The organism is Streptomyces sp. NPDC005017 (assembly GCF_042873115.1).
Lineage (GTDB): Bacteria > Actinomycetota > Actinomycetes > Streptomycetales > Streptomycetaceae > Streptomyces.
In genome coordinates this window covers 121,091-138,566 of record NZ_JBIALD010000010.1, presented here as the reverse complement: position 1 = coordinate 138,566, position 17,476 = coordinate 121,091, and the positions used below count along the sequence as shown (strand labels likewise).

The 17,476-nt window shown below is 72.3% G+C and carries 17 protein-coding genes; 7 read left to right on the top strand and 10 right to left on the bottom strand.

Annotation, left to right across the window (positions count from 1 at the left end):
• Nucleotides 1-10: 10 nt before the first annotated feature.
• The gene (locus tag ACFYR0_RS17550; protein WP_389328114.1) at nt 11-196 is read right to left on the bottom strand and encodes a hypothetical protein; all 186 of its coding nucleotides are present in this window, start codon (nt 194-196) and stop codon (nt 11-13) included.
• A 642-nt stretch (nt 197-838) separates the two neighbouring features.
• Between ACFYR0_RS17550 and ACFYR0_RS17545 the strand changes: the two genes are divergently transcribed.
• The gene (locus ACFYR0_RS17545) at nt 839-2,914 is read left to right on the top strand and encodes a HelD family protein (protein WP_389328111.1); all 2,076 of its coding nucleotides are present in this window, start codon (nt 839-841) and stop codon (nt 2,912-2,914) included.
• A gap of 404 nt (nt 2,915-3,318) precedes the next feature.
• Here ACFYR0_RS17545 and ACFYR0_RS17540 read toward each other — a convergent pair whose 3' ends face one another.
• Complete coding sequence (locus tag ACFYR0_RS17540; RefSeq protein ID WP_389328108.1) at nt 3,319-4,014, bottom strand: copper homeostasis protein CutC; 696 nt, start codon at nt 4,012-4,014, stop codon at nt 3,319-3,321.
• 228 nt (nt 4,015-4,242) lie between these two features.
• On the opposite strand from ACFYR0_RS17540, the gene ACFYR0_RS17535 reads away from it, so the two are divergent.
• Nucleotides 4,243-4,887 carry a hypothetical protein gene (locus ACFYR0_RS17535; RefSeq protein ID WP_389328105.1) on the top strand — a complete coding sequence of 215 codons (645 nt, stop codon included), beginning with the start codon at nt 4,243-4,245 and terminating at the stop codon, nt 4,885-4,887.
• Nucleotides 4,888-4,913: 26 nt separating this feature from the next.
• A complete protein-coding gene (locus ACFYR0_RS17530) occupies nt 4,914-6,008 on the top strand; it encodes a GNAT family N-acetyltransferase (protein WP_389328103.1) in 1,095 nt (364 codons plus the stop codon).
• Between the two features lie 32 nt (nt 6,009-6,040).
• Here the strand turns inward: ACFYR0_RS17530 and ACFYR0_RS17525 are convergent, their stop codons facing one another.
• Both ACFYR0_RS17525 and ACFYR0_RS17520 read right to left on the bottom strand, forming a co-directional pair.
• Nucleotides 6,041-6,307, bottom strand: a complete 267-nt coding sequence (locus ACFYR0_RS17525; protein WP_386377716.1) for a DUF4031 domain-containing protein — start codon at nt 6,305-6,307, stop codon at nt 6,041-6,043.
• Nucleotides 6,304-6,684: a hypothetical protein gene (locus ACFYR0_RS17520; RefSeq protein WP_389328100.1), complete on the bottom strand. Its 381-nt coding sequence runs from the start codon at nt 6,682-6,684 to the stop codon at nt 6,304-6,306. Before ACFYR0_RS17520 ends, ACFYR0_RS17525 begins: the two co-directional genes overlap by 4 nt.
• A gap of 54 nt (nt 6,685-6,738) precedes the next feature.
• On the opposite strand from ACFYR0_RS17520, the gene ACFYR0_RS17515 reads away from it, so the two are divergent.
• The 3 genes from ACFYR0_RS17515 to ACFYR0_RS17505 all read left to right on the top strand — a co-directional run bounded on the left by ACFYR0_RS17515 (nt 6,739) and on the right by ACFYR0_RS17505 (nt 10,332).
• Nucleotides 6,739-7,662: a MurR/RpiR family transcriptional regulator gene (locus ACFYR0_RS17515; protein ID WP_389328097.1), complete on the top strand. Its 924-nt coding sequence runs from the start codon at nt 6,739-6,741 to the stop codon at nt 7,660-7,662.
• A gap of 252 nt (nt 7,663-7,914) precedes the next feature.
• The gene (gene murQ, locus ACFYR0_RS17510; RefSeq protein ID WP_389328094.1) at nt 7,915-8,841 is read left to right on the top strand and encodes an N-acetylmuramic acid 6-phosphate etherase; all 927 of its coding nucleotides are present in this window, start codon (nt 7,915-7,917) and stop codon (nt 8,839-8,841) included.
• A 15-nt stretch (nt 8,842-8,856) separates the two neighbouring features.
• Nucleotides 8,857-10,332, top strand: coding sequence for a PTS transporter subunit EIIC (locus ACFYR0_RS17505; RefSeq protein ID WP_389328091.1), 1,476 nt, complete (start codon nt 8,857-8,859; stop codon nt 10,330-10,332).
• A gap of 32 nt (nt 10,333-10,364) precedes the next feature.
• On the opposite strand, the gene ACFYR0_RS17500 is transcribed toward ACFYR0_RS17505, so the two are convergent.
• On the bottom strand, nt 10,365-11,009 hold the full coding sequence (locus tag ACFYR0_RS17500; protein ID WP_389328088.1) for a dihydrofolate reductase family protein: 645 nt from the start codon (nt 11,007-11,009) through the stop codon (nt 10,365-10,367).
• Nucleotides 11,010-11,192: 183 nt separating this feature from the next.
• Here ACFYR0_RS17500 and ACFYR0_RS17495 point away from each other — a divergent pair, with 183 nt between their 5' ends.
• Nucleotides 11,193-11,759 (top strand): hypothetical protein, encoded by a 567-nt coding sequence (locus ACFYR0_RS17495; protein ID WP_389328085.1) that lies wholly within the window; start codon nt 11,193-11,195, stop codon nt 11,757-11,759.
• Between the two features lie 219 nt (nt 11,760-11,978).
• Here the strand turns inward: ACFYR0_RS17495 and ACFYR0_RS17490 are convergent, their stop codons facing one another.
• The 5 genes from ACFYR0_RS17490 to thrC form a co-directional block, all read right to left on the bottom strand.
• Entirely contained in the window at nt 11,979-13,112 is a 1,134-nt protein-coding gene (locus ACFYR0_RS17490) for an NADH:flavin oxidoreductase (RefSeq protein ID WP_389328082.1), read from the bottom strand.
• 202 nt (nt 13,113-13,314) lie between these two features.
• Entirely contained in the window at nt 13,315-14,937 is a 1,623-nt protein-coding gene (groL, locus tag ACFYR0_RS17485) for a chaperonin GroEL (RefSeq protein ID WP_386377725.1), read from the bottom strand.
• Between the two features lie 325 nt (nt 14,938-15,262).
• Nucleotides 15,263-15,466: a cold-shock protein gene (locus ACFYR0_RS17480; RefSeq protein WP_004986573.1), complete on the bottom strand. Its 204-nt coding sequence runs from the start codon at nt 15,464-15,466 to the stop codon at nt 15,263-15,265.
• A 448-nt stretch (nt 15,467-15,914) separates the two neighbouring features.
• Nucleotides 15,915-16,190 (bottom strand): MoaD/ThiS family protein, encoded by a 276-nt coding sequence (locus ACFYR0_RS17475; protein ID WP_389328079.1) that lies wholly within the window; start codon nt 16,188-16,190, stop codon nt 15,915-15,917.
• Nucleotides 16,187-17,470, bottom strand: coding sequence for a threonine synthase (gene thrC, locus ACFYR0_RS17470; RefSeq protein WP_389328076.1), 1,284 nt, complete (start codon nt 17,468-17,470; stop codon nt 16,187-16,189). Before thrC ends, ACFYR0_RS17475 begins: the two co-directional genes overlap by 4 nt.
• Nucleotides 17,471-17,476 lie beyond the last annotated feature (6 nt).

The window sequence follows — 17,476 nt, the reverse complement described above, 5'->3', positions numbered from 1 at the left end:
CTTCCCGGGGCTAGCGCCGGCGGACTCCGGCCTCCTCGCCGTACTCCCCCAGCAGCACCACGTCCACGGCGGCGCCCACGAACACGCGTATCGCGTGCAGGGTGTCGCCGAGACGGTGCTGCCGGTGGGTGCCGGTCTGGGAGGCGGTCGCTCCGGAGGGGATGACGGGGGCTGGGTGGATGGTCGCTGCGCTCATGTCTCCATGGTGCGGTTTCCGACATAAAGCGGGCATCGGTCCCCGGGCGGAACCGTGCGGAGGCCCGCCTCCCCCTGCGGACGGACCCGCTCCCCCGGGGGATGGGCGGGCCTTCCCCTAGGTGCCCCGCGCCCGGGCGGCGTTTTCGGGTGCGGGCCGCCCATGGCTGCTCGCGCGGTTCCCCGCGCCCCTGAGAAGACCGCGCAGTTTCCCCGCGCCCCTTCCTCGGGGGCACGGGGAACTGCGCGAGTTCTCGGGGGCGCGGGGACGAGTTCTCGCAGCCGCCCACGCCCGGCGACAGGGCTCCCTTGCTCCCACGGCGGTACCCGCACGCAACCGCCCTCAGGGGGCGGGGAACTGCGCGAGGAACCCCGGCCAACCCGCACCCGCACACGCGCACCAGCCACGCAGCTCCCCTAGGGGCGCGGGGAACTGCGCGACAAGCCACGACGCACCCGCAGCCGCCCCACCTCGCGGAAAACGACTGGCACCCCCGCCCCCGCCCCACCTAGACTCTCCGCTCTTGCCCACCCCCCTGGAGGGGGCACGGCCCTCCCGCCTCCCCACGGAGCGCGGCCACCCGGACGGAAACCGGGCGGCACCCCGCAACCAGCAGCCAGCAGGTCACCCGGAGGCACCCCCTTGTCCACGCCCATCGTCGACCCCCTGACCCGAGAGCGCTCCCACCTCGCCTCCTCCCGCGCCGCCCTGCGCGCCATGCGCGAGGACGTGGAGTCCCTGGACATCAGCGACGTCACCGCGAACTGGGTCAACGCCGAGGTCCTGGCCCGCCAGATCGAGGAACGCGTCAAGGCACTGGCCGACCTCAGCGACACCCCCCTCTTCTTCGGCCGCCTCGACTACCTGCACGCGCCGGGCGCGGACCGGGCCGAGGGCGCGGGGGGCGCGGAGGGCGAGCGCCCGCGGCCGGAGGCCGCTGAACAGACGCTGTACATCGGACGTCGGCACGTCCACGACGCCGGCGGCGACCCGATGGTCATCGACTGGCGCGCCCCCGTCTCGCAGCCGTTCTACCGCGCCTCCAAGAAGGACCCGATGGCCGTCGGCCTGCGCCGCCGCTTCGGCTACACCGGCGGCGACCTCACGGCGTACGAGGACGAACGGCTGTCCGACCCGGCGGAGGCCGCCCGCACCAGCAAGCTGCTCCAGCGGGAGATCGAGCGCCCGCGCGTCGGCCCGATGCGGGACATCGTGGCGACGATCCAGCCCGAGCAGGACGAGATCGTCCGCTCCGGCCTCGGGGGCACGGTCTGCGTGCAGGGCGGCCCCGGCACCGGTAAGACCGCGGTCGGCCTGCACCGGGTCGCCTATCTGCTCTACGCGCACCGCGAGCGGCTGGCCCGCACCGGCACGCTCGTCATCGGGCCGAACAAGTCCTTCCTCCACTACATCGAGCAAGTCCTCCCCGCCCTGGGCGAGCTGACAGTCCGCCAGGCAACCGTCGACGACCTGGTCGCCCATGTGGAGGTGCGCGGCACCGACGAGGCGGCCGCCGCGGTCGTCAAGGGTGACGCGAGGATGGCGCAGGTGCTGCGCCGGGCGGTGTACGCGCAGGTCACCATGCCCACCGAGCCGGTCGTCGTGGTCCGCGGCTCCCGGCGCTGGCGCGTCCCCGCCTACGAACTGGAGGACATCGTCCGCGAGCTGCTGGACCGCGGCATGCGCTACGGCGCCGCGCGCGAGGCCCTGCCGCAGCGGATCGCGCACGCGGTGCTGGTGCAGATGGAACGGTCCGGCGAGGCCCCGGACGACCGTGTGCAGGACGCGGTGGCCCGCAACAGCGCGGTCAAGGCGGCGGTGAAGGCGCTCTGGCCCCCCGTGGACCCGGCCAAGCTGGTGCTGCGCCTGCTCACGGACGCCGACTTCCTCGCCGAGCACGCCGAGGGGCTGCTCACGGAGGAGGAGCGCAAGACGATCCTGTGGGCGAAGCCGGTGCGCTCGGTGAAGTCGGCGAAGTGGTCCGCGGCCGACGCGGTGCTGGTCGACGAGACCGCCGACCTGGTGGACCGCACGCCGTCGCTCGGGCATGTCGTACTGGACGAGGCGCAGGACCTGTCGCCGATGCAGTACCGCGCGGTGGGGCGCCGCTGCACGACCGGTTCCGCGACCGTGCTGGGCGACCTCGCGCAGGGGACGACGCCGTGGGCGACCCGGAGCTGGGAGGAGGCGCTGGAGCACCTCGGCAAGGCCGACGCGGTGGTCGAGGAGCTGACCGCCGGTTTCCGGGTGCCGACGGATGTGATCACGTACGCCTCCCGGCTCCTCACCCACATCGCGCCCGGTCTGACGCCCGTCGCCTCGGTCCGGGAGAATCCGGGCTCCTTCGAGGTGCGCGAGGTCGGCGGGGACGCCGAGGTGATCGCCGCGGTGCGGGAGTCTCTGCGGCGGGAGGGGTCGATCGGGCTCATCGCCGCGGACGCGCGGGTCGCCGCGCTGGCGGGGGCACTGGGTGAGGCGGGGATCGGCTACCTGGATCCCGGTGAGGAGACGACCCCCGACACGCGCCTCACGCTCGTACCGGCGTCCCTCGCGAAGGGCCTGGAGTACGACTACGTCGTCCTGGACGAGCCGCAGGCCGTGGTCGACGGCGAGCCGGACGAACGGACGGGGCTGCGCCGCCTGTACGTCGCCCTCACCCGCGCGGTCTCCGGCCTGACCGTGACCCACACATCCCCCCTGCCCCCGGCCCTCCGCTAGGTCCTGTCGTCGGACTCCCGTCGTCGCCCGGAGGGCGGCCCCGCGGCGTCAGGTGCGTGCTCTGGGGGTCCCCCTCCGGGGGAGTGCCGGGTGCAGGCCCTCGTACCGGACGTACTCGGGCTGGTGCCCGGTGCGGCGAGTGGGGGCACCTCCCACGAAGTGGGGGAGCGTGCACGGCGTCGCGGGGCAGGCGGGAGTTCGACGACAGGACCTAGCCCCCGGTCGGGCGACGCCCCCTCCCACGAACGGTGACGATCATCGTCAGAGTGCAGGCCGCCCCTGGCTGGTCGCGCAGGGAACTGCGCAACCTTCCAGGGGCGCGGGAAACCGCGCGACCAGCCGCAACGGACCCGCAGGGACCCACGGTCCCAAAGGGGCGCGGGGAACCGCGCGGACAGGACCGGTCACAGCCCCCCGTCCAGCGCCCGGCGCCACTCCGCGACCGAGGCGACGGACACCGCACCGGCCCAGCCCGCAGGGCGAGCCGCCCCACCGATGTGGAACCCGTCGATCCCCGCCTCCAACAACCGCGGCACATGCTCCAGCCGCAACCCGCCCCCGACCAGAATCTGCTGCTCGTACCCCGGCTCCCCCCGTCGCCCCGCCTCGGAGAGCAACGTCGGCAGCCCGTCGTCGACCCCACCCGCCGCCCCAGCGGTGAGATACGTGTCGAGCCCCGGCACCCCGTCGAGCTGCTTGCGCAGGGCGTCCCGGTCGGCGGCCCGGTCGATCGCCCGGTGGAAGGTCCACGAGCAGCCGGACAACTCGGCGACGACCCGCTCGACCGCGTACATGTCGACCTCACCGTGCGCGTCGAGGAAGCCGAGGACGAACTCCGTCGCCCCGGCCCCCTTCATCTCGTGCACGGCGTCGACCAGCCGGTCGACCTCCCCCGCGGCGAACCCGTCCGCGAGCCGCAGCATCACGCGCAGCGGAATGTCGACGGCGGCGCGGATCGCGGCGACGGTGCCGGACCGCGGGGTGAGCCCGTCGGCAGCCATGTCGGTGACCAGCTCCAGCCGGTCCGCGCCTCCGGCCTGGGCGGCGACCGCGTCCTCGGCGTCGAGGGCGATCACCTCCAGGACTGCACGCGTGCTCATACGACCCCTTCCGTCGGTGTTCCCCTGGAGCGACTACAGGTCTAGTCCAATCTCAGGGTACGTCGGGAAGGCACCGCCCCGCGAGATCGCACCTCGGCCGAAGACGGCGAGTTCGGCCACCTCCAAGCCGCCCCGAACGCGACCGAGCCGGGGCAGGCCGGTCCCAGGTAGCGGGAGACCGGCCCCAGGCCGCGGCAGACCGGCCCCAGGTAGCGGGAGAATGGCCGTATGGCCGATCCCGACGTCCTGCGCGCCCGCTTCGCCCGTGCCCTGGAGGCCGCCCGCGGCCTCACCGAGGGCCCCGACCCGACGCCGTACGCCGACAACCTGCTGACCCGCTGGCAGGAGCCGCAGCGGCACTACCACACGCTCGCCCATCTGGCGGCGGTCCTGGACCACGTCGACACGCTGGAGAGATACGCGACGGACGCGGACACCGTACGGCTGGCCGCCTGGTTCCACGACGCCGTCTATCTGCCGGACCGCTCCGAGAACGAGGAGCGGTCGGCCCGCCTCGCCGAGCTCGCCCTCGCGGAGGCCGGGGTGCCGGAGGAGAGGACGGCGGAGGTGGCCCGGCTGGTGCGGCTGACCGTCACCCACGACCCGGGCGAGGACGACTTCGACGGGCAGGTGCTGTGCGACGCGGACCTCGCGGTGCTGGCCGCGCCGCCGTCGGCGTACGCCGCGTACACGGCGGCCGTGCGCGAGGAGTACCACTTCGTGCCGAACGACGCGTTCCGCGCGGGCCGTTCGGAGATTCTGCGCCAACTCCTGGGCCTGCCGAGGCTGTTCCGCACCCCGTACGGCGAACGGCACTGGGAGGCGACCGCCCGCTACAACCTGCGGGCCGAGCTCGAAATGCTGTCGACCTGAGATCGCCCGCGGCCTAGCCTGCCCGCATGCGATTCATGGGTGCGGAACGAGTGGAACAGGCCGCCGAGAGCTGCGCGACCTTGCTGCGGACGGTGGCCGGCGAGGACTGGGAGAACACCAAGGCCGGTGGCCTGGAATGGAGTTGCCGGTTCACCGCCACGCACATCGCGAGCGACTTCATCGGCTACGCGAGCAACCTCGCCGGCCGGGCGCAGTCGTCGTACGTGCCCTTCGACATCACCGTCGACGGCGACGAGAACGGCAACTACCGCGCCGACAACGCCGGCCTGATCCATGTCGTCACGACGACGGGCGCCCTGTTCGCCGCGACCCTGCGCACCACCTCGCACGAGGTGCGCGCCTTCCACCCGTACCCCTTCCGCAGCGCGAACCGCGACGGCTTCGCCGCGATGGGCGTCGCCGAGGCGCTGCTGCACACCCATGACATCGCCCAGGGCTTCGGCGTGCCCTACGAGGCACCGGCCGAGCTCGCCGAGTACGTCCTCACCACGATCTTCCCCTCCGTCCAGCCCGGCCCCGCCCCCTGGCCGACCCTGCTGTGGGCCACGGGCCGCGGCGAACTCCCCGGCCGCACCCGGGTCACGGACTGGCGCTGGTCGAACAACCTGGTCCTGCCCACCGAGCACCTCACCCTCGAAGGCGTCACCCCGGCCGCCGCGGCCGACCTCCAGGCGGGCGGCGACGGCGGCTTCGACTGGGTCGAGGACGGCCCCTTCGACGGCACCCGGGTCGCGTCCGGGATGATGTCCAAGGCGTACGAGGCCGGGGTGCACCGACCGGAGTTCGGGGTGTACGTCCTGGTCCGGCGCGAGGACGGCCGCGCGATCGGCGGCATGGGCTTCCACGGCTCGCCCGACGGGGACGGCCGTGTGGAGGTCGGCTACGACCTCGCCGAGTCCGCCCGTGGCCGGGGCCACGCCACCGAGGCGCTGCGCGCGCTGGCGGAGTGGGCCCTGGCCCGCGAGGACGTCACCTCGGTGTTCGCGACGATCGAGCGCGACAACCTGCCGTCGCAGGCGGTCGTCGCCCGCAGCGGCTTCACGCCGGTCGGCGAGACGGGCGAGCACGGGGAGATGCTGGCGTACGAGCGCCGCGACTGACGCCCGGCCCGTACCCCCGACCCACCGGGGTCTCAGACGCTCCGCCTCTTGCGCCGGCGCAGCCCGGCGCCGTGCAGCAGCCGCACCACCTCGCGGCTGCTGACCTCCACGGCACCGGCCCGCACCGCGTCGGGGTAGCGGTGCGCCGGGATGTCGTAGTGATCGCGCTCGAAGGCCCGGCGCGGCACACCCAACCGGTCGGCGAAGAGATGCAGTTCGTCGTAGGAGACGTCACTGACCAGGTGGGACCAGAGGCGGCCGTGTCCCGGCCACGCGGGCGGGTCGATGTAGACGGTCACGAGGGCGACGGCCCGCCCGCGGCCCCCAGCGAGCCCAGGGAGGCCACCCGCACGCCCGCCTTGTGGCACACCCAGTGCGGATCGGGCCCCAGTTCGGGCTCCACGTCGAGCGCGTGCGGGTCGCCGGAGCCGCACACCGGGCACAGCGGCCATCGCCCGTACCGCTCCAGGAGCGCGTCCTGCACGTCCTGCGCGATCAGCCCGGCCACGTACTCGGCGCCCTGCGGCCACTGTTCGACCCACCAGCGCCGCTCGGCGACGGACTCCTCGACGAGCGAGACCACGTCGGCCTCGGCCACCCGGCCCGCGACGAGATCGGCCAGCACGAGGGCGCGCGCCGTGTGCAGGGCCTGTTCCTGCGGACCAATGGCTTCCATGCTCCCATTGTGCGCACCCTTGACCGTGGCCCGAGCCGAAAATATCTTTCATGGGTGACCCGGAACGTGAAGGAAACTTTCGCAGCCGCCGGCGCGGGCCCCGAGACCCCGCCCGCCCCGGCCGCCCTCGCCGCCAAGGTGCGCACCCTCGCCCCCTCGATGACCCGTTCCATGCAGCGCGTCGCCGAGGCCGTCGCGAGCGACCCGGCCGGCTGCGCCGCCCTCACGGTCACCGGCCTCGCCGGACTGACCGGCACGAGCGAGGCGACCGTCGTACGCACCGCGCGCCTCCTCGGCTACCCCGGCTACCGCGATCTGCGCCTGGCCCTGGCCGGCCTCGCCGCGCAGCAGCAGTCCGGGCGCGCCCCGTCCATCACCACCGACATCGCGGTCGACGACCCGCTCTCCGACGTCGTCGCCAAACTCGCCTACGAGGAACAGCAGACCCTCGCCGACACCGCGGCCGCCCTCGACACGGTCCAGCTCGGCGCGGCGGTCGCGGCGGCCGCCACCGCCCGCCGCATCGACGTCTACGGCATCGGCGCCTCCGGCCTGGTCGCCCAGGACCTCACCCAGAAGCTGCTGCGCATAGGCCTCATAGCCCACGCCCACAGCGATCCCCACCTGGCGGTGACCAACGCCGTGCAGCTGCGGGCGAAGGACGTGGCGATCGCCATCACCCACTCCGGCTCCACGGGCGATGTCATCGAACCGCTGCGGGTCGCCTTCGAGCACGGCGCCACCACGGTCGCGATCACCGGCCGCCCGGACTCCCCGGTCACGCAGTACGCCGACCACGTACTGACCACCTCGACCTCCCGCGAGACCGAACTGCGCCCCGCCGCCATGTCCTCCCGCACCAGCCAACTCCTGGTCGTGGACTGCCTGTTCGTAGGCGTGGCCCAACGCACCTACGAAACAGCCGCCCCAGCCCTGGCAGCCTCCTACGAGGCCCTGGCCCACCGCCACCGCCGCTGACCCCAAGTCTGCGAGGGGCACGCAGTCCTTCAGGGGCGCGAGGGACCGCGCAAGCTCTCAGGGGCGCGGGGAACCGCGCAAACCAGGGCCACGAGGAACCACGCAATCTTCAGGTGGCGTCGGGAAACGCGCAAAAAGGGGCGCGGGGAACTGCGCAAACACCCCGCCACCCCCACCCGCACCACCCGACCGCCCCACCCAAAACCACACCCCAGACAACCCACGGCCTGCAACCGAAGAGAGCCGCACGCCATGACCACCCCCCAAGAACTCCGCACCACCCTGGAAACCCTCGGCACAGAAGCCTTCCGCCAGGACCTCGCCGAGATCGACCAGCTCCCCACCCTCGACATCGCCCGCCTCATGAACACCGGCGACGCAGCCGTACCCGCCGCCGTATCCGCCCGCCTCCCCGAGATCGCCACCGCCGTCGACGCCATCACCCGCCGGATGGCGACCGGCGGCCGCCTGGTCTACGCCGGCGCCGGAACCGCCGGCCGCCTCGGCGTCCTGGACGCCTCCGAGTGCCCGCCCACCTTCAACACCGCCCCCGGCCAGGTCGTCGGCCTGATCGCGGGCGGCCCGCAGGCGATGGTGACCTCGGTGGAGGGCGCGGAGGACTCCGAGGACCTGGCCCGCGCGGACCTGGACGCCCTCGCGCTGACCCCCGCCGACACGGTGATCGGCGTCTCGGCCTCCGGCCGCACCCCCTACGCCGTGGGAGCGGTGGCCCACGCCCGGGCCCTGGGCGCCCTGACCGTCGGCCTGTCCTGCAACGCGGGCAGCGCGCTGGGGGCCGCGGCCGAGCACCGCATCGAGATCGCCACCGGCCCGGAACTGGTCACCGGCTCCACCCGGCTGAAGGCCGGCACCGCGCAGAAGCTCGTCCTCAACATGATCTCGACGATCACGATGATCCGGCTGGGCAAGACGTACGGGAACCTGATGGTCGACGTGCGCGCCTCCAACGACAAGCTGCGCGCCCGCTCACGCCGCATCGTCGCGCTGGCCACCGGCGCGGCCGACGAGGAGATCGAGACGGCGCTCGCGGCGACCGACGGCGAGGTCAAGAACGCGATCCTCACCATCCTGGCCGGGGTGGACGGCCCGCGCGCCGCCCGCCTTCTGGAGGACTCCGGCGGCCATCTGCGCGCCGCGCTGGCAGCCGCCGCGAAGTGACCGCACGCTCGGGGCATGCGCCCCAGCCCGGACGAACCCCGCGCGGACACCCCGCACGCCACGGCCGCCGCCCTCCTCCCCCTGGTCGGCGGCCCGGCCAACGTCACCTCCGTCGCCCACTGCATGACCCGCCTGCGGCTGGGCCTGGCCGACCCCTCCCTCGTCGACGAGGAACGGGTGCGCGCGCTGCCGGCCGTCCTCGGGGTCGTGGCCGACGACACGTACCAGGTCGTGCTGGGTCCGGGCGTGGTCGGCCGGGTGACGGCGGCGTTCGAGGAACTGCTCGCCACCGCGAACGAGGACGAGGATGCCGAGGTCGGCACGGCCGCCCGGCTGGCCGCCCGCGGCGCGGAGCTGAAGGCCGAGCAGCGCCGGCGCAACGCCACCCCGCTGAAGCTGGTCCTGCGCCGCGTGGCGAACATCTTCGTCCCCCTGATCCCGGCCCTGATCGGCTGCGGCGTCCTCGCCGGCGTCAACGGGCTGCTGGTCAACGCCGGCTGGCTGCCCGGCCTCACCCCCGCCCTCGCGGCGATCGCGTCGGGCTTCATGGCGCTGATCGCGGTGTTCGTCGGCCACAACACGGCGAAGGAGTTCGGCGGCACGCCCGTGCTCGGCGGCGCGGTCGCGGCCGTGGTCGTCTACCCGGGCGTGGCGAAGGTGACGGCGTTCGGCCTGGCCCTCTCCCCCGGCCAGGGCGGTGTCCTCGGCGCCCTGGGCGCGGCCCTGCTGGGCACGTACGTCGAGAAGTGGTGCCACCGCCATGTCCCGCCGACGCTCGACGTGCTGCTCACCCCCGCCCTGACCGTGCTGGTCGCGGGACTGGCCACGCTGTACGGCCTGATGTACGCGGCCGGCGAGATCTCCACGGCCATCGGCACGGCGGCGAACTGGCTGCTGTCCACGACCGGCGCGTTCGCGGGCCTGGTGCTGGGCGGACTGTTCCTGCCGCTGGTGATGCTGGGCCTGCACCAGGCCCTCATCCCCATCCACACCACGCTCATCGAACAGCAGGGCTACACGGTCCTGCTCCCCGTGCTGGCCATGGCGGGCGCCGGCCAGGTGGGCGCGGCGACGGCGGTGTACGTCCGCCGCCGCCACGACACCTCCCTGCGTACGACGATCAGGTCGGCCCTGCCCGCCGGGCTGCTCGGCGTCGGTGAGCCGCTGATCTACGGTGTCTCGCTGCCCCTGGGCCGTCCCTTCCTCACCGCCTGCGCGGGCGGCGCGGCCGGCGGCGCCTTCATCGGCTTCTTCGCGATGCTCGGCCACCAGGTCGGCGCGACGGCGATCGGCCCGTCGGGCTGGGCCCTCTTCCCGCTGCTGGCGGGCAGCCGGAGCCTGCTGACGACGACCGCGATCTACGCGGGCGGCCTGGCCACGGGTTACGCGGTCGGCTTCGCGGCCACCTGGGCGTTCGGCGGCCTGGGCGGCCCGGACGAGGACGAGGGGACGGACGCCGGCCAGGCCGTGGCGGACGCGACGGCCCGCTGAACGACCCCCGTCACTCCTCCGCCGCTCCCCCGTCACTTCCGCCAGAACAGATGGTGCGTTACCCCGCTCGAGCTGGGCACCACGTCGAGGTGGAAGCGGTCGCGCAGCTCGTCCGGGGAGTGCCACAGCCGTACCCCGGAGCCGAGCTTCACCGGGGAGACCACGACATGCAGGGTGTCGACGAGATCGGCGTCGAGGAACTCGCGGATCGTCGTGGTGCCGCCGCCGAGGCGGACGTCCTTGCCCCCAGCGGCCTCGCGGGCCCGCCCGAGAACCGTCGCGGGGTCGGCGTCGACGAAGTGGAACGTGGTGTCGGAGAGCGTGAACGAGGGGCGGGGGTGGTGGGTCAGGACGAAGACGGGGGTGTGGAACGGGGGCTCGTCGCCCCACCAGCCCTGCCAGGTGTGGTCCTGCCAGGGCCCGCGCTGGGGCCCGAACTTGTTGCGGCCCATGATCTCGGCCCCGATGTTGCGGTCGTAGTCACGGGTGAAGTAGTCGTCCAGCCCCCTGCTGCCGCCGGGCTCGGTGCGGTGGGACCAGCTCGCGGTGGCTCCCGCCCAGGCGAACAGCTCGCCGGGATCGGCGTGGCCGAACGGCCGCTCCAGACTCTGGCCCTCACCGGCACCGAAGCCGTCGCTCGACACACAGAAGTTCTGGACTCTCAGCAACTGACTCACGGGGCTCCTCCTGGCTGGGTCGACAGGAGGATGACTGCCCGGGCGGACGAAACTCATCGCCCGCCCGAAGCCCGACCACACGAACGCACCGCACCCCCACCCCGCGCCCGACGCAACGCCCCGCACACGCCCCGCGCCCACACCCCGGCACGTTCCCGACGACAGCGCCTACCCTGGGACACCATGAACCACGCCCAGCTCACCGCTCTCGGCCGTGCCCTGCGTCTGCTCGGGGAGCACGGGGAGACTCTGACCACCGAGACGGCCGACGGCAAGCTGCGGGAGGTACGGGCGGACCTGCGGCGGGCCCTGGACCTGCTGGACGACAGCATCTCCACGGCGGCACCGAGCACCCGCTGCGCCGAGCACCCGAACGGCCCCGTCGACAAGGCCGCGCCCGACCTGTGCCTGCTGTGCGAGACGCGGCGCAGGGCGGCCCGGAACGCGGAGATCAACGGGCCGGCGGCGCCCCGGGCCACGGAGAGCGCGCCCTCGCGGTACGGGGTGCGCGAGGACCGTCCGCAGCCCCAGCAGCGATGGCTGCCGGAGCTGTGGAACGGCCAGGAGTGGCAGCTGTGCGGGACGCCCCGGCGGGACCGCCGGGAGGCGGAGCTCTACCTCGCCGCCCAGCGGCGCGGCTCGCGTCCCGCGATGGCCTACCGGCTGGTGCACGAGTTCACCGACTACGAGGTGCTGCGGGTGTGGGGCACCCCGGTCCGCGTGGACATCGAGCCGCTGGGCAACCTCTAGGGCCCTTCTGACGGCTCTCCGCGGCGTCGCGACGCCCGGCACGCATTCCCCCACTGCCTCAGGGGCGTGAGAGGTACCCCCAGCCGCACGGCGCGAAGGGTCAGGTGGCTCCGGCACACGACCCTCCGCACCGCACACCGATCGCACGCACCGAACGCCGCTCCTACTCCCACGGAGAGCCGTAAGAAGGGCCCTGGCCGCTCAGCCAGACGCAGACGCTCAGCTCAGGGTCTGCACCGCGGCGCCGTCGTAGGGCAGCAGCTCCTCGAAGCGGCCGGCCAGCACCTTGGCGGCCCACTGGGGGTCCTGGAGGATCGCCCGGCCGACCGCGACCATGTCGAACTCCTCGCGCTCCATCCGGTCCAGCAGGTTGTCGAGGCTGCCGACCGGCGCGCCCTCGCCCGCGAAGGCGCGGATGAAGTCGCCGTCGAGGCCGACCGAGCCGACGGTGATGGCCTGCTTGCCGGTGAGCTTCTTGGTCCAGCCGGCCAGGTTGAGGTCGGAGCCCTCGAACTCGGGCACCCAGTAGCGGCGTGTGGAGGCGTGGAAGGCGTCGACACCGGCCGCCGCGAGCGGGGTCAGGATGGCCTCCAGCTCCTCGGGGGTCTCGGCGAGCCGCGCGTCGTACGCCTCCTGCTTCCACTGCGAGTAGCGGAAGATGACCGGGAAGTCCGGTGACACGGCCGCCCGGACCGCCGCCACGATCTCCGCCCCGAACTTCGTACGGGCCACCGGGTCACCGCCGTAGGCGTCGGTACGGCGGTTGGTGCCGGCCCACAGGAACTGGTCGATGAGGTAGCCGTGGGCGCCGTGCAGCTCGACGCCGTCGAAGCCGATGCGCTCGGCCGCGGCGGCGGCCTCGGCGAACGCGGCGATCACGTCGTCCAGGTCGCCCTGGGTCATCGCCCTGCCGGTGGGCTCGGTCTCGCCGATGCGCAGCCCGGAGGGGCCGACGGCGGGGGCGTCCGCGAACGGCGGCTGACCGTCCTTGCGGACCATGCCGATGTGCCACAGCTGCGGCACGATCCGCCCGCCCGCCGCGTGCACGGCCTCCGCGACCTTCGCCCACCCGGCCAGCTGCTCCTCCCCGTGGAACCGCGGGATCCGGGTGCTCTGTCCCGCCGAGTCGTGGCCGACGTACGTCCCCTCGGTGACGACCAGGCCGACGCCTGCCGCGGCCCGGCGGCCGTAGTAGGAGGCGACGTCCTCGCCGGGCACACCGCCGGGCGAGAACATACGGGTCATGGGCGCCATGGCGATGCGGTTCGGGACGGTCAGGCCGTTGATCGAGACGGGCCGGGAGAGGATCTCGGCCGCGCGGGAGGCGGCGGACTCGGTGGCGGTGGCGGTCATGCGGGGGCTCCTCGGGACGTGCTCGGCTAACCGGTTGGTATGTGCGCGTGCATCGTTGCACTGCCTTAAGTAAGTTCTCACGCCGGTCCGCGCATTCCCAGTCCCGTCCGGCTGTGACGCCGGACACGCCCGAGGGCGGCACCCCCCTCTCGGGGGGTGCCGCCCTCGGTCCGCAGGACGGTCGATCGAACCCGTGGGCCGATCAGAAGTCCATGTCACCGCCCGGCATGCCGCCACCGGCGGGCGCGGCGGCCTTCTCCGGCTTGTCGGCGATGACGGCCTCGGTGGTGAGGAACAGCGCGGCGATCGACGCGGCGTTCTGCAGCGCGGAACGCGTCACCTTCGCCGGGTCGATGATGCCCTCGGCGATCATGTCGACGTACTCACCCGTGGCGGCGTTCAGACCGTGGCCGACGGCCAGGTTGCGCACCTTCTCCACGACGACGCCGCCCTCGAGACCACCGTTGACGGCGATCTGCTTCAGCGGGGCCTCGAGCGCGAGCTTCACGGCGTTGGCGCCGGTCGCCTCGTCACCCTCCAGGTCCAGCTTCTCGAACACCTGGGAGGCCTGGAGCAGGGCCACGCCGCCACCGGCGACGATGCCCTCCTCGACGGCCGCCTTGGCGTTGCGCACGGCGTCCTCGATGCGGTGCTTGCGCTCCTTGAGCTCCACCTCGGTGGCGGCACCGGCCTTGATGACCGCGACGCCGCCCGCGAGCTTGGCCAGGCGCTCCTGGAGCTTCTCGCGGTCGTAGTCGGAGTCGCTGTTCTCGATCTCGGCGCGGATCTGGTTCACGCGGCCGCCCACCTGCTCCGAGGAGCCGGCGCCGTCGACGACGGTGGTCTCGTCCTTGGTGATGACGACCTTGCGGGCGCGGCCCAGGAGGTCCAGGGACGCGTTCTCCAGCTTGAGGCCGACCTCCTCGGAGATGACCTCGCCGCCCGTGAGGATGGCGATGTCGCCGAGCATGGCCTTGCGGCGGTCACCGAAGCCCGGGGCCTTGACGGCGACGGACTTGAAGGTGCCGCGGATCTTGTTGACGACCAGGGTCGACAGGGCCTCGCCCTCGACGTCCTCGGCGATGATCAGCAGCGGCTTGCCCGACTGCATGACCTTCTCCAGCAGCGGGAGGAGGTCCTTGACCGAGGAGATCTTGGAGTTGGCGATGAGGATGTACGGGTCCTCGAGCACCGCCTCCATGCGCTCCATGTCGGTCGCGAAGTAGGCGGAGATGTAGCCCTTGTCGAAGCGCATGCCCTCGGTGAGCTCGAGCTCCAGACCGAAGGTCTGCGACTCCTCGACCGTGATGACGCCTTCCTTGCCGACCTTGTCCATCGCCTCGGCGATGAGCTCGCCGATCTGCGTGTCGGCGGCGGAGATGGAGGCGGTGGAGGCGATCTGCTCCTTGGTCTCGACCTCCTTGGCCTGGTCGAGCAGGGCGCCGGAGACGGCCTCGACGGCCTTCTCGATGCCGCGCTTGAGGGCCATCGGGTTGGCACCGGCGGCCACGTTGCGCAGGCCCTCGCGGACGAGCGCCTGGGCGAGGACGGTGGCGGTGGTCGTACCGTCGCCGGCGACGTCGTCCGTCTTCTTGGCGACTTCCTTGACCAGCTCGGCGCCGATCTTCTCGTACGGGTCCTCGAGCTCGATCTCCTTGGCGATGGAGACACCATCGTTAGTGATCGTGGGGGCGCCCCACTTCTTCTCGAGGACGACGTTGCGACCCTTGGGGCCGAGCGTCACCTTGACGGCGTCCGCGAGCTGGTTCATGCCGCGCTCGAGGCCGCGCCGCGCCTCCTCGTCGAACGCGATGATCTTGGCCATGTGAAGTGGTCCCTCCAGGACTGGGGGTGATTCCTTCGGACCGCGCCCGCGCCCGCGACGGACGGCTCGCGGGCCCCGTGGTTCCTTGCCCCACACGGCCTGCGGGCCTCACCGACCCGGTCCTCGTTGTCACTCTCACCTTCAGAGTGCTAACGCCAATGATTAGCACTCGCCCCTGCCGAGTGCAAGCGGCTCCAGGGGATCGGAAGCGGCTCTCAGCCCCACGCGAACACGAGCGGGCGCACACGGGCGGGCGCACGGACGGGCGCACACGAGCGAAGGGCCCGCACCTCACGGGTGCGGGCCCTTCACAAAGAAAGAACGTTCAGGCGGTGACGCGAACCATGTCGGCCTGCGGGCCCTTCTGACCCTGCGAGATCTCGAACTCGACCCGCTGGCCCTCTTCCAGGGTGCGGTAGCCGTCCATCTGAATCGCGCTGTAGTGGACGAAGACGTCCGCACCACCGTCGACCGCGATGAAGCCGTACCCCTTCTCCGCGTTGAACCACTTGACGGTGCCCTGAGCCATGCCTAACTCCCCTATTACTGGCCCTTGCACAGATCCGCACTTCGCGGACCCGGGTCAGACCTCACCCCCCATACCCGGGGGCGTGCGCCGGAACGCGTCGACCGCGGCTGAATGTATCTGTCCAACTGCCGTCTGCAACAGGTCAATCGGACGAGAATTCAGGACGCGACCGGTCGGGAGTTTACCGAGAATTCACCCGAATTCCGGGCAAGTCGGGCCACACAAAGGGGATGAACGACGCAAAACCGCCGCACAGTTTGGCCACTTCTCGTCGGTTCCCCGACGGAACGCCTGGCGGAACTCATATGCGTCCGGCATACGAAAGGGGCGGCTTCCCCAACTCTACCGTGCTCAACCATGCAGAATTGCCCCCTCCGCTTCTCTCGCGGAGGGGGCAATTCGATGAACTCTCAGTTACCACCGTTACCGAAGGTAATTGCGGGCGGGATCAGCCGCCGGCGACCGCGGGAATGATGGAGACGCCGGCACCGTCCGGCGTGGCGGTCTCCAGGCCCTGCTCGAAGCGCACGTCGTCGTCGTTGACGTACACGTTCACGAACCGGCGCAGCCTGCCCTGGTCGTCCAGGACCCGGGCGGCGATGCCCGTGTGGTTCTTCTCCAGGTCGGCGATGACCTCGGAGAGGTTCGCGCCCTCGGCGGGAACCTCCGCCTGACCACCGGTGTAGGTGCGCAGGATGGTGGGGATGCGGACGGTCACGCTCATGAAAGGCCAGCCTCTCGGAAGGAGTCCAGGTTGGGGCGGATGGTGGCGGTCAGACCGGTGCCGGCCACCGCGTCGAGGGTCTTCAGACCGTCACCGGTGTTCAGGACCACGGTCGTCAGCGAGGGGTCGAGGACACCGCTCTCGATCAGCTTCCTCGTCACACCGACGGTCACGCCGCCGGCCGTCTCGGCGAAGATGCCCTCGGTCCGGGCGAGCAGCTTGATCGCGTCCACGATCTGCCCGTCCGTCACGTCCTCCACCACGCCGCCGGTGCGGCGGGCGATGTCGAGGACGTAGGGCCCGTCGGCCGGGTTGCCGATGGCCAGCGACTTGGCGATGGTGTCCGGCTTCTGCGGCCGCACCACGTCGTGCCCGGCCTTGAAGGCGGTGGACACCGGCGAGCAGCCCTCGGCCTGGGCACCGAAGATCTTGTACGGCCGGTCCTCGACCAGGCCCAGCCTCACCAGCTCCTGGAGGCCCTTGTCGATCTTGGTGAGCTGCGAGCCGGACGCGATCGGCACGACGATCTGGTCGGGCAGCCGCCACCCCAGCTGCTCGCAGATCTCGTACGCGAGGGTCTTGGAGCCCTCCGCGTAGTACGGCCGCAGGTTGACGTTGACGAAGCCCCAGCCCTCGCCGGCCGGGTCGCCGATGAGCTCGGAGCAGAAGCGGTTGACGTCGTCGTAGTTGCCTTCGATGCCGACCAGCTCGCCGCCGTAGACCGCGGCCATGACGACCTTGCCCTGCTCCAGGTCGTGCGGGATGAACACACAGGACCGGAAGCCGGCGCGGGCCGCCGCGGCGCCCACGGCACCGGCGAGGTTGCCGGTGGAGGAGCAGGACAGCGTGGTGAACCCGAAGGCGCGCGCGGCCTCCAGGGCCTGCGCGACGACACGGTCCTTGAAGGAGTGCGTGGGGTTGCCGGAGTCGTCCTTGACGAACAGCCCGCCGGTCACGCCCAGCTCGCGCGCCAGGTTGTCGGCCTTGACCAGCGCGGTCCAGCCCGGGTTGAGGTTCGGCTTCTCGGCGACGTCGGCCGGAACAGGAAGAAGCGGCGCGTACCGCCAGATGTTCGCGGGACCGCTCTCGATCCGCTTGCGGAGCTCCTCGGCGTCGTACGCGGAGAAGTCGTAGGCGATCTCCAGCGGCCCGAAACACTCCTCGCAGGCGAACAGGGGGCCGAGCGGGACCTGGTGGCCGCACTCGCGGCAGCTCAGGGCTGCGGCGGGGCCGAGGTCGACGGAGGAATCGGTGCTGCTTGCAACAGTCTGCACAGCCATGTGAGG